General features: G+C 37.8%; 11 protein-coding genes. All 11 read right to left on the reverse strand.

Annotated features, from left to right (window positions below):
- Positions 1-2,199: a hypothetical protein gene (locus MUF05_03290; protein ID MCU0666101.1), complete on the reverse strand. Its 2,199-nt coding sequence runs from the start codon at positions 2,197-2,199 to the stop codon at positions 1-3.
- 73 nt (positions 2,200-2,272) lie between these two features.
- Entirely contained in the window at positions 2,273-2,908 is a 636-nt protein-coding gene (locus MUF05_03295) for a polyprenol monophosphomannose synthase (protein ID MCU0666102.1), read from the reverse strand.
- 86 nt (positions 2,909-2,994) lie between these two features.
- A complete protein-coding gene (locus MUF05_03300) occupies positions 2,995-4,656 on the reverse strand; it encodes a hypothetical protein (protein MCU0666103.1) in 1,662 nt (553 codons plus the stop codon).
- A gap of 181 nt (positions 4,657-4,837) precedes the next feature.
- The gene (locus tag MUF05_03305; protein ID MCU0666104.1) at positions 4,838-5,494 is read right to left on the reverse strand and encodes a methyltransferase domain-containing protein; all 657 of its coding nucleotides are present in this window, start codon (positions 5,492-5,494) and stop codon (positions 4,838-4,840) included.
- Between the two features lie 20 nt (positions 5,495-5,514).
- Positions 5,515-6,474, reverse strand: coding sequence for a class I SAM-dependent methyltransferase (locus MUF05_03310; GenBank protein MCU0666105.1), 960 nt, complete (start codon positions 6,472-6,474; stop codon positions 5,515-5,517).
- Positions 6,458-7,213, reverse strand: coding sequence for a glycosyltransferase family 2 protein (locus MUF05_03315; protein ID MCU0666106.1), 756 nt, complete (start codon positions 7,211-7,213; stop codon positions 6,458-6,460). Before MUF05_03315 ends, MUF05_03310 begins: the two co-directional genes overlap by 17 nt.
- Positions 7,200-7,907, reverse strand: a complete 708-nt coding sequence (locus MUF05_03320; GenBank protein ID MCU0666107.1) for a class I SAM-dependent methyltransferase — start codon at positions 7,905-7,907, stop codon at positions 7,200-7,202. Before MUF05_03320 ends, MUF05_03315 begins: the two co-directional genes overlap by 14 nt.
- Before the next feature lie 73 nt (positions 7,908-7,980).
- A complete protein-coding gene (locus tag MUF05_03325) occupies positions 7,981-9,648 on the reverse strand; it encodes a glycosyltransferase family 39 protein (GenBank protein ID MCU0666108.1) in 1,668 nt (555 codons plus the stop codon).
- 2 nt (positions 9,649-9,650) lie between these two features.
- Positions 9,651-10,652: a glycosyltransferase family 2 protein gene (locus MUF05_03330; protein MCU0666109.1), complete on the reverse strand. Its 1,002-nt coding sequence runs from the start codon at positions 10,650-10,652 to the stop codon at positions 9,651-9,653.
- Between the two features lie 3 nt (positions 10,653-10,655).
- Positions 10,656-11,063: a hypothetical protein gene (locus MUF05_03335; GenBank protein ID MCU0666110.1), complete on the reverse strand. Its 408-nt coding sequence runs from the start codon at positions 11,061-11,063 to the stop codon at positions 10,656-10,658.
- Between the two features lie 163 nt (positions 11,064-11,226).
- Entirely contained in the window at positions 11,227-12,261 is a 1,035-nt protein-coding gene (locus MUF05_03340) for a glycosyltransferase (GenBank protein ID MCU0666111.1), read from the reverse strand.

Genomic DNA, 12,261 nt, shown 5'->3' on the forward strand with positions numbered 1-12,261 from the left:
CTACTTCCCCGCCTGATACCCAAACTTCTGCTCCGGCAACGCTTTCCCATCCGCAGCAACCTGCTTGATTGACTTTAACAGCGAGCGGTTGGTATCTGGGCTGTAGGCGTATTCCAATTCGTAGCGCCAGACTAAGTCTCCTTTAATTTTAACTAGTATTTCTTTTAAGCGCTTAGCTGTGGCAATCTTAGCGCTTGAGATATAACTTGAAGGAATGTCAGTCCTATCTTCTAATGTAAATTCTACAGTGTTTGTGGGAGAAATCCCTGATGTGTGTCCGGTGTAATTTATAAGGCTAAGATAAGACTTACCCTGGTCTTTGGTATAGGAATAGGTAAGGTAATTTCCGTTTATATCCATGGCCTTGGTAATATACCAGCTAAATGTTCCCTTACTAGAGCCTTCTTTGGATTCAGAACTTTGGCCTAAGTAAATTACGCTTCCGTCTTTGCCTAAGATGCGCCAAGAGTCATCAGATTCTTTAAAGAATTTGTTAAAGCCGGATTCTATCTTTGCCTGATAGAGGTTGTCAATTAAATGCACCAATTCTGTTGTTCCGGCATCAGTTATAAAATAAAAGGTATCTTGGGTATCAATGTAGGATGGCGGCCCAAGCCGCGTTGAGCGGGTGATGTAGCCGGGATTAAGGCTAAATCCAACTCCAGTCCAGGAATTGGGGTTTGAAGAGCGGTAACTTAATCCTAACGCAGGTTGGATCCCTTTTCTTCCCGAGGGTACAGTTATGGGAATGGCGTGTCCAAAAGCTCCGGTAAACAGATCCGGCAAAGGAATTCTCACTGCTGAACCAATAGGAGTATTTTGGGGAGCTAAACTTTTTAACGCGGCATAAGTTGAGAAGTGTTGCAGCAGGAATTTAACTGTGTACCCGTCAGCATTAACTTGGGAGATTTGCCCGGTGGGGATAATTTTTAATTGGTTTGCGTCATAAAGCCCAAGCTCGGTTTCAGTGCCCGGGACTTCTGCTTTGGGTAAGGTGTAGATTAATTGCACAGGCTTACTGAATACCAAGCCATAAGGCAAGCATTCTGCCGCGCTTAAGAGCCCGGTTCCTTCTGGGGCAGAGCCGGAAAGAGTTGTTTTTTGATTCTCTAATGAGATGAAAGCGCTATAAGTTAACGCGCCAGAGGGGATGATTAATTTTATTTTCCCGTCAGAGGATGTTACTTCTCCTCCGGCTTGTCCGATAGTTTCTCCGGAGTCAGTAACTTTCCACCATCCTCTTTGCAGTAACGCGCTTGATGCAGAAAGATCATCAGTAGATGATACATAGAGTTTTTTATTACCCACAGCCTGGTCTTTATAGGTTATTTGCCAGCGGATAAAGATACTTGTTCCGGAGCCGGTTACGGTAGTTTTTGCGCAATTCAGGCTAACAAAAGAGTTCTGGATTATTGCTTCTGCCCCTGGGATAACACCGCCCAACCATGCGGAATTTGTATCATTGCGCAGGTAAATACGGTTGGTGTTTTGGTTGTAATAAAAATAGCCGATATAGGCATTAGTTGTGGCGTCTAAGATTAAAAGGCATGCGTTGTTTAAATTCTGCCAGCCGTCGGGATCAGAATATATTGTTAGGTATGTTACAGGAACATTGATTTTGTTCATTCCGGATGCCGCAGCTATAAGGCCTGTTAGGGGCTGGGAATTTATCTGGATATTCGGGCATGGGGCCCATGATACAGTTGGACTTGAGGTTAATTTCTTGGATATCATGGCTAGGTATCGTTTTCCTGAGAAGGAAAGCTTGAAATTCAGGCACCAGCTGACACTAAGAGTGCTGCTAGCTTTGATCACGCGGGTTAAGGCGCAGTTAAGGCGGACTTGTGAATTTTCAATTATATTATTTGAGCCTGGCGTAAAGCCGCCTAACCATTGGGTGTCGGAATCGTTGCGCAGGTAAAGCTTGTTTGTGCTTTGATGATAATAAACATAAACTGAATTATTTCTTATGGTAGAACTGCTACCGATAAAAAGTCCTGCTTCTTGTATGCTTGCGTATGTTCCGGTTGGGGCGGTATAGTTATAGGAAATATTGCGGTCGGTGTTAGGGGGAATAGATAATATTGTAGAAGGGCTAACTACTATGGGGGATGAAATTATTAAAGCGTAACAATGTGGAAAGCTAAGAAAGAATGCTATTAAGTATAGAACAAAAAACTTTTTTATAGCTTCTACCATGCCCTTCCCTTCTTGTACTCCGTGGCAGATAAGGGAGTATAGCATATACAAAGCACGAAATCCAAGTTTTTAATTATTTTCTATCACCTAACAATCTCAACACTTGAACCAAATAGTCAAAAATAGCGCCTATGCCAAGTTTACTTTTCCCCTTGATACGATTAACAAAAATATAGGGAATTTCTTTATAGCTTTGATATTTAGCTTTAGCAAACACCTCTAAGCCTATTTTAAACCCTCTGGGAGTAAGAATAACGCCATTCAAGGATTCTTTCTTGATACAGAAAAACCCGGAAGTATTATCTCGTATAGGGCAAACTAGATTTCCAATAAAACAGGCAAAACGCGATACAAGCTTGCGACTTAATGGGAAACCACTTGAACCTGCGTGCGCTACATATCTACTTGCCACTATCAAATCGTGCCCTTGATTTATGGCCTTTATCATTTCAGGAATAAGTTCGGGGGGATGACTGCCATCAGCATCCATTACAACGACAAGATCATTGCTACTTTGGTTTATCCCATCAAGAACTGATAAGGAAAGGCTGCGGACAGCTTTCCTTCTAATCACCCTGCCGCAATTACCAAGCGCGTTTTCAGCGATATCCGCGGTTTTATCCGAAGAATTATCGTCAACCATAAGAATTTCAAAGTCATATTGGTCTTGGGGAAGGGCGGATTTAATGCGGGACAAAATATCTTGCATGTTTTCCGACTCGTTATAGGTAGGGATAATAATTGAAAAGGAGTTTTCTGCTAACTTTACATTCTGCACTTTTTACCTTTAGTTTTCTAGCTACCGTCTACCAACGGACGCGGATCAATGGCTTTATCTGTTACCGCCTCATATACATCAATTTGACCTGGATCTTTAATGCACATAATCTTTTCATTGGGGCAGTTTTCAAGAGGAAATGTTCCAATATGCTTTAACCCCGGATTTCTTGGGATTAAAAACAATTCATCTCTATCTTCAGCTAAACCGGTTTTTAAATAGCCTTTATGGTGCACCAAAACATACTTTACCCCCATCCATTTCAACATCGAAACTGTATCTGGGCTTGAGAGTTTCACAAGCTTTTGAGCAACTTTATTAGCATAAGTGCCGGGGATAGTCCCATTGATAATTTTCTTCTCATGTTTAGTCTGATACAACTTATACAGCTCATTAGGAGAACTGGCATCCAAAGGATATTCGGCTATAACAATATCATCGGTTTGAGCTTTAAGCCAAGCATAAACTGAAGGAAAAGTTGAAACATCTATTACCTTGTAAGGCGGCCAATTCCAGAATTCAAATAAAACTAAACCACAAGCTAAAATAGCTACAGCAATTTTTGTCTTATTAGATCTAAATCGTTCCAGGATAAATTTAAGCCCGAAACCTGCCAAAACACTAACCGCCAACATCACCACAATCCCAAACCTGCAATAGGCGCGAAACATAGGTAAGATTTTATACATAAAAAAAGACGGCATATACAACTTAAGGCCAAATATATTCCACCATGGAGGTTGAGAAAAAAACCACGCCACAACAGCCAAGCAAACAAAAAATCCAATATATTTTTTTTCTTCAGCTGACAGCTGACAGCTGACAGCTGACAGCTGTTTACTCCTGTATCTTTTGAACGCAACAAAGGCCAAAATAATTGGCACCCAACCCAAATAAAGCGTATGCTCAGTAAAACTTACCCCGTATAAACTTGTCCCGACAAATTGCTGGGTAAATTTTCCAAACATAGGATGTACCGCAGATGGCAGAAAATAGCTTAAAGGGTGGACGGATTGAGCAAACAAATCTTCAAATGGACGAACAATACTAAACGCGGAAGGCTTAGCAGTCTTTACCGTCCAGAAAATCTTTATTAAAAAAGGTAATATAGCGACTATAGAAAGTACGCTTGTCAAGAAAAACGCATTCAAATAAACTTTAAGTTTATTAAGTTTTAGCGGACCCCTCCTAAATATAAGCATATAAGTAATAAATGCTGCGGTCGTTACAAACATAAACACTGCATAATGAAGCTCAAAAACAATAACCAGGAAAAATGAGAGCACGCAAAGAAACATATCTTTTACTTTGCCAGAGGAATATAACTTTATCATACAGAGAATATAGAAAGGCATCCCTGCTGTAAAAGTCAGTGCAAAATGCTGCCAGATGCGCGCGAATTGATATGGACACAGCGCATATATAATAGCCGAAATAAAACTGGAAAAATAATCTTTTGTCAGATAATAAGAAAGCGAAAACATCGCGATCAATGATAATAGCAGATTAAGAAACAACACCAAATTAAATGCTAACACTTCATTGCCGATTATCGAAAGACACTTTGCTAAATGAAGCCAAAGAGGATAAATAGAAAATGCGTCGTGCTGAAGCCCAAAAGGATAGGCAGTAACAATCTCAAGCGTCAGCGGTTTGCCGATTAGAAATGAATGCTTCAACCACCAAAATCCTTGCAAAACAGCAAAAGATTCGTCAGTGGATTGAAAACCAGGAATAAAATTAAGTATATTTATTAGCCATGGGAAGGTGACCAAGAAAATTACTACCAAGAACACAAAAAATAGACTTATTTTTTTAGTGAATGGCGTCATGTTTTCACAGTAGAAATGATTTAAGAAACTATTTTATTAATATTGCTTCGAAGAAATTAGTAAATCTGTCTAATATTGCGGGACTTTTCTTAAGATAGCACATGAATTTACCGCTATGCAAGCCGAGTACAGTCTTGTTAATACGGTATTCCGAGAATGCCGATCTTGAAACTAACTTCAGAAGCTCTTCATACGAATATTCCCTTAAATGTTCTGGATAGATAAACTTACTTTCCATAAAGACAAGTTTAGCAATGCTGCGCGTCAACCGCGTCCGACTGGGAGTTATAAGCAATAAAACGCCGCCTTTTCTTAAAACCTTATATGTTTCATTTAAAACTTTTAAATCATCAGGAACGTGCTCAAGCACATGCGAGCTTACAACAATATCTACGCTGTTCTCCTTAAGCACGCTACCTAAATTCTGCCAGTCAGCATTAATTATTTTTATGTTCTTTTCCGGCTTCACCAGCCGGCTTTTATCAATCTCTATCCCTAGTAGCATCTTGCAATGCCGAGCTAAATCATAAGTTTTTTGAGGATATGTACATCCGATCTCAACAACAATCATTTCCTTATTCACAATGGAAACATATTTTTCTTTCAAATGCTCCCAATCATAAAGATAATATCTACCATCTTTATGTGGATTACCGATAAAAAAATTATTGAAGTTTATTTGCATATATGAAACAAAATTTGTATTTATGGTTTGTGTGCGATAAAATGAATAACTTCACCATGCCTGGTATTGCCAAGAATAACATTTGCAACAAAAGCAAGAGGCAATAACACGATTGCCAATAAAGCATGTGCGATAAATTCAGAAAACGATCTGCGGCCGACACCTCCGACACAAAGAAAGTTATAAAATAAATTCTGCTGACCAGAGATTTTATTCAAAAAGCTTTGCATAGTCATAAAAATGCTGTATTCAGATGAAAAATATCTTTTTTTTGTTATCGTAAAACCATGTTCCGTCAACAACTTAGTCAGAGACTGATTAGTAAAATGAGTCAGGTGATTTGGCAAATCCCAGCCAATCCAGGACTTACCTGTTAACCTTTGGGAGAAACTCTCACTGTTGGGAACTTCAATTAATAACCTGCCACCTTTCCTCAACAGTTCATAGCTAATACAAATATACGCTTCTACATCATCAATATGCTCAAGAACATGCCAGAAAGAAATCATGTCTAGATTATTAGGAATTTCTTTAAAAAATTCTCGCAAATCCCCCTTTCGTACTTCTAACCCTAATTTTTCCCTTGCATACTTAATCGCCGGATCCGAAAACTGCGTTCCAAGAACAAAAGTAGCCTTAAAATATTTCTTTAGATAAAACAACATTAATCCACGCCCGCACCCAACATCAAGAATGCGTTTTGGCCTATAGAATATAAAAATCTTGAACGCTCTGAAGAATCTAAAAAACCTAACTATCATTTCTGGAATAGTCCGGAATCTCCTAGACTGATCGCCAAAATAGAACCTCTTATTATAAATCTCCTCTATGCTATTAAATGCTGGGATAGGATGTGTTTTTCTAAATCCACAATCTTCACATTCGACTACAGAATAATCATTAATGCGATATAAAACTCGCGATCTTTCATGTTTACACTGCGGGCGTATATCTAAAAGAAAATCACTGGAATTGCTCATATCTGCGGATATTCCTTGTATGCAATACATACTTTATGCTAGTTTTTAATACCCCAAGCCCATATTTTACTGATCGCGCAAAATTTATCGAGCTGGCCTCTTTAAAATATTTCGTAACTACCGGAATCTCTTTGAAAATGAGCCTTTTCACCACCATCTGAGCTATAATTTCATTATCAAAAACAAAATCATCCGAGTTAAGCCACCATTTAACAGATTCAAGAGCTTCCCGGGAAAAGGCTCTATAACCAGTATGAAATTCATTGAAGTATGTACCCATGCACATATTCTGAAACCAAGTTAAAATACGGTTTGCGATAATTTTATAAAACGGCATCCCCCCTTTTAGCGGACCTCCATCGTAAGGATCACGAATAAATCGAGAAGCTAAAACAACATCAGCCTGTCCTTCTTTAATTGGTAAAGCGATATTAGGTATCAGCCGGGGGTCATACTGATTATCGGGATGAAGCATAATAATAATATCTGCACCCAAATCTAATGCCTTTCGATAACATGTTTTTTGATTAGCACCATAGCCTTTATTAACCGGATGTTTTATAAGATGTACGTGTAAACTCTGGGCCAACTCGCAGGTTAAATCCTTTGATGCATCATCAACCAGCACAATTTCGTCATAGCTATGAGGCGGTATAGCATTGTAAGTAGCAAGCAGAGTTTTTTCGGCATTGTAAGCCGGCATAACAATTACAACCTTAGAATTTTTAGTTGTTGGCATTCCTGCCTCCTGTGTTTTTCTGCGCAAGGACCAACATTTCATGCCCCAGATCAATTGATTGTCTACAACAATTAAATTGCATATTATACAATATTTTCCAAAACAAATATTGCCGGTTTAGGATCCTAGAAGCCAGAGGAAGATCCCAAGCATTGTTTAAAGTGCTATTTTCTGTTCGAACAGCTTTATTTGGGGCAATATCCTTAGGCGGTTTCTTAAAAAAAGTATAGAACCTGCGCATACTCCAAAAAACAGGATATGTGACATCCCAAGAAATAATCGGCGTCAACCCTACATTTATTAATTTCTTATTCAAATCTTCTGTAGTATATCTGCGCATGTGGCCGTAGAAGTCATCGTCCCATCTCCATTCTTTAGGGTTACTTGGCACACAAAAACAGGCATATCCTCCAGGCAACAAAAGTGATGAAATTTTTTTTAAGAAAGCTTGGTCATCTGAAATATGCTCAACAACATCCCATGCAAATATTGTATTGTAATACTGCTCTTCGCTAAACAGGCTCCTCTTCTCCACTAATACCTGCGGACATAACGCCAAGTTAATTTTAGCTTTATTGATGGCGGCTTCGGATATATCAATAGCCTTTCCATTCCAACCCTTCAATGATAAATAAGCTGACAGATCACCTACACCACAACCAACATCAAGAAATGGCCACGTAAGTTTATACATAATAAGTATTTTGTCAAAACAATAAAATAAATAATTCTTTAAAGGAATAAAATTTGCCATTAACAGTTAAAAGTTATTTGCCGCTAAAGAAACTTTCCTGAACTTCATAAATATAAAAAAAATCTGAACGCCTAATTGCATTTGAAGAAACGCCTTTATCATAATTTTCATATACAGTGCCTATTAACCTGAATTTATCCGGATTACCTCTTATATAATGAATAGCCGGATAAGCAAGTGATTCTATCTTCCAAAATTCACTAAGCAATATATAGTGTAAATCGAAAATCTTAATTGAAAGATCCGTTTGTTCGATAGCAGCTCCGGATACTGACGAACGGGGCAAAGTAACAACTCGCTTATTGCAATTATAAACCAGGGCGTCTGATAAAAGGCCTTCTGCCAATACTCCATCCTTAGGAAGTTTATTTAAAAATTCTCCTGCCTTGTCGCATGCCTCTACCCTGCCTAAAGTAAAGATAAAATTATGACTTCGCTTTAATGTGAAAGCAGCTAAAGCGAAAATTGTAATTAGCGCAATATATTTTAAAAGCCTGCGATTGGCTACTAACTTCAGCTGCTTTAATGAAAATATAATTTCAATACCCCTAACAAGAAAATATGCCATAAAAGGAATCGCAGCGATGGAGTACCTAGGATTAGTTCCTTCATAAATAACGGGGTAAACAATTCCAAGAACAATAATAAATAGATATACATCTACCCTATGCTCTTTTAGAATCTTCAACCTAACCCTTAAAGGGTTACCGAAGGGGAACAAGAATCTTGAAAGCAATAAAAAAACCGGTATGACCATCAGGATCAACAATGTCCATCTAAAGAATATCCCGCGATACTTATGCAACTCTACTAGCTGAAACAACTTTTCTGCAATGTGTGAAAAATTAAAGTTAACCCGAAACACCATATCGCCCCATACCGCATTACTATTTGGGAAATATATTGGATTTAAAAGTTGTTTTAACCCAAACTCACATACCCTCTCTATTCTTCCCTCCAACCCTCCAGCGTAATAGGTATGGGTCGTATAGATAATGTACTTTGGCAAAATGACACAAGAGCAATAAATTGCAACAATTAGGAATATGGGAACAAGTTTATTGATCTGCACTGATAATTTATCGCGGGGATTAAACCTGAAGATAAAAAAAGCTCCCAGCAAAACAGGCAACAATGTAAACGGCATTATATCCGAAGTCATAAAGGTCAATCCCCCAAAAATCGCCGATAAAAGAAGAAACCGATATTTGGCAGTAGTTAAACCTTTAACATACATGTAAAAACTTAAGAAAAACAGACACACAAATAGCTCATATCTAAAAATCAACTTAGAATAAAACATGAGAATATTATTAAAAGCCAAGTAGACCAAGGCCATATACACTGATGATTTTTTTAAGCCAAACAACATAAAAAGATGGTAGATCACAAAGAACAAGATTACGCTTGAGAAAAATGATACAGCAATTGCCGCAATGTGATCATTAAAGAAAATATTAAAAAACCTGATCATATAAGGATAGAATACGGGATGATAGTCGTAGAAAGAATGATTAAACATTCTATTAAAAGGAAAACTTCTGGCGCAAGCCAGATATTTAGCCTCATCCCCCCAAATCCAATAGGCCTGGAACGGCAAGAAAAGGCGTAAAGCGGAATAGACAAGGAAAATAAACCAAAAATTGCTATCGTACTTTCGCATCAAAGCTAATAATTTCATATTCAAACCTTATAGACTTTAGCTTCAAATTCCGGAATCCCCATCCATTTCAAAACTTGAACCTTACCAATCTGCCGAGCCATTTGTTTGCGCATAAACCAATCAGAAACCTTACGAATCCTTTGAATTCTTTTATGTTCATCCCAAGTATTTGGAAAATTCTTTATATTCCATGCATAAGCCTTGATATAAGCCTGCCTGACTACTTTAAACTCACCTCTAGCCAACAATAAGCCTAATTCTGCCATGCTTAATATAAAATATTGAAATAACATAAAAAAAAGCCAACTCGTAGAATAATTCTTTAACATAGATCTTATTAAATTGCGTTCACCCAGATACCTCTTCCAAATATTACTCTTATATTTAACCATTCCTATCATTGTGCAAGCAGAATCATGGCGAAAAAAAGCTTCTTTTACCGGCTCAATACGATATCCTTGTAGTAATACCCTCCAACACAGATCTCGGTCTTCTCCGTAAAGAAAAAGTTTATCATCAAAACCTGAGATTTCATCAAAAACACTCCTTCGAATGAAGATCGCTGCATCAGGATAAAAAAGTGGCCCTAAATTACCGCATGGATACCCAAATCTATCACAAGAAAGACCCATGCCAATTTTATCCTTGCCATCATAGGTAAAAACATCGCATGCACAAACTCCAATTTTAGGATCGGATTCGGCTTTTTCTACTAATGCATTAATTATGTTCTGATCTACAATCGTGTCGTTATTTAGAAAGAAAAGGTAACTGCCCTTAGAAGCCTGTGCGCCTCTATTGCTTGCGCATGCTAATCCAAGGTTATCTCCTATGGGCAAAACAATAACTTCATGATAACGGTTTTTTACAAAATCCACACTATCATCCTCAGATCCGTTATCAACAAGAATTACCTCAAAATTCTTATAATTCATCTTGCGCAAGGAATTAAAACAATTCTCCAGATACTTCCTGCCGTTATAATTAACAATTATAATACTTACTAAAGGCGAGTCTTGCATTACTTAAACCTCTTTATTTGAGATCGGTTCTAAATGCTTTATTATCTTAGCTGGAGATCCTGCTACCATGATATTAGAAGGAAGATCGCCAACAACAACGCTGTTAGCTGCAATAATCACATTATCCCCTATGTTAGCTGGTCCCAAAATACAGCTTCCTGCGCCCATAAAGACCCAGTCTCCAATATTTATGCGCTCCTTAGAATCCCAAGCAACGGGCGTCACCCCATACGCACCAACCGGATGCCTACCGCCAATGGTACAATGCTGAGCAATGGTAAAATTCTTACCAATCGTGGCACCGCCGATAACAATACCAAATGGATGCGGCATATATAACCCTGGGCCAATTTTAACTCCATAGTAACGCAATACAGAAGACCCGCATATGATTTCTTCTATTTTCATCATAATAATCTCAAAGATACCTAACCCATGCCTTGCCAACCAACATCGTATTCTATAGCTTAAAATAATCTGAAGACTTAAAAAACAAAATACCGCTCCCAACCTATTAATGAATTTATTGGACAATTTATTGCATTCCATAAAGCGAGTTAGATCCTGGCTAAAATTAGACATTGGTCACCTCATAAATATTAGTTTTAAATATGTGTTCAAATAAAGACCTTCTGCCTTTAGGCAAAGCAAATGTCCAAAATAGATACGTAACAGTCTGCAAAAAACACATTAAGGGATGGAACAACCAGTAAATATTTCTATCTCGAATCATAAGATAAAGCGAATGAACAAAAGAAAATACAGGAACTAAACTATAAATAAGCCAGAAAAACATCTTTAGCCGGAAATTACCGCAATAAAACCAATCAATTCTTCTTTCGTGGCGAGTTTCAAGAAAAATCTGAGTATAATTACGCTTCCACTTCTTAACCCAATGCCAAATTGAATCTACAGTGTGATGATAAATATTTAAATCATAAGAATAGGCGACCTTATTCTTACCGCTTTCCACCATACGCTGAAAAACCTCATTATCTCCTATATATTTTTCGCCTAAAAAAAGATGTTTTACGTCTTTTAAGCGGTAAACAATGCCATTGGCACCCCAACAAAGAGGCCTGCAGGGATCGACATCAAAAATCTTATAGTTTCGGGCGTTTATTATCTCAACAGAAGCCTTCTTTAGATAAGCGTCTAAATTGCGGTTTAAAAACTGTGCCAAAGGCTCGCTTTGGATCAGCTCATAATATCTCATAATCATAGGGTCTTGTTTAGCAGCTACCATCTTCCCCCATACACATGACAGATCCGGATATTTAGAAAAACCCTCGGCAACGTCTTTTAACCAATTCTTTCCAACCAGACCATTATCAGCGGCAAATATAACTACTAAATCTCCAGTTGCATTTTCTATAGCAATCCGCATTCCATATTCACCAAGGCGTTTAGAATTATTGAGAATTATTGTTTTATATTTACGCGCTATATCCAAAGTGTTATCACACGAGCCACCATCAACCACTAAAACTTCTATAAGATCAGGAGGATAATCTTGATCAAATATTGTTTTTAGACATAATTCTAGATATTTAGAAGAATTGTATACGGGTATGGAAACAGATATTTTAATATTCTTGCGATTATTCAT

Source organism: Candidatus Omnitrophota bacterium (assembly GCA_025453395.1).
Lineage (GTDB): Bacteria > Omnitrophota > Gorgyraeia > Gygaellales > Profunditerraquicolaceae > JAlOQK01.

Bases quoted from the DNA above. Each gene is read 5' to 3' on its own strand.
- MUF05_03290 (MCU0666101.1), bottom strand. From the start codon at position 2,199: ATGGTAGAAGCTATAAAAAAGTTTTTTGTTCTATACTTAATAGCATTC.
- MUF05_03295 (MCU0666102.1), bottom strand. From the start codon at position 2,908: ATGCAAGATATTTTGTCCCGCATTAAATCCGCCCTTCCCCAAGACCAA.
- MUF05_03305 (MCU0666104.1), bottom strand. From the start codon at position 5,494: ATGCAAATAAACTTCAATAATTTTTTTATCGGTAATCCACATAAAGAT.
- MUF05_03310 (MCU0666105.1), bottom strand. From the start codon at position 6,474: ATGAGCAATTCCAGTGATTTTCTTTTAGATATACGCCCGCAGTGTAAA.
- MUF05_03315 (MCU0666106.1), bottom strand. From the start codon at position 7,213: ATGCCAACAACTAAAAATTCTAAGGTTGTAATTGTTATGCCGGCTTAC.
- MUF05_03320 (MCU0666107.1), bottom strand. From the start codon at position 7,907: ATGTATAAACTTACGTGGCCATTTCTTGATGTTGGTTGTGGTGTAGGT.
- MUF05_03325 (MCU0666108.1), bottom strand. From the start codon at position 9,648: ATGAAATTATTAGCTTTGATGCGAAAGTACGATAGCAATTTTTGGTTT.
- MUF05_03330 (MCU0666109.1), bottom strand. From the start codon at position 10,652: ATGCAAGACTCGCCTTTAGTAAGTATTATAATTGTTAATTATAACGGC.
- MUF05_03335 (MCU0666110.1), bottom strand. From the start codon at position 11,063: ATGATGAAAATAGAAGAAATCATATGCGGGTCTTCTGTATTGCGTTAC.
- MUF05_03340 (MCU0666111.1), bottom strand. From the start codon at position 12,261: ATGAATAATCGCAAGAATATTAAAATATCTGTTTCCATACCCGTATAC.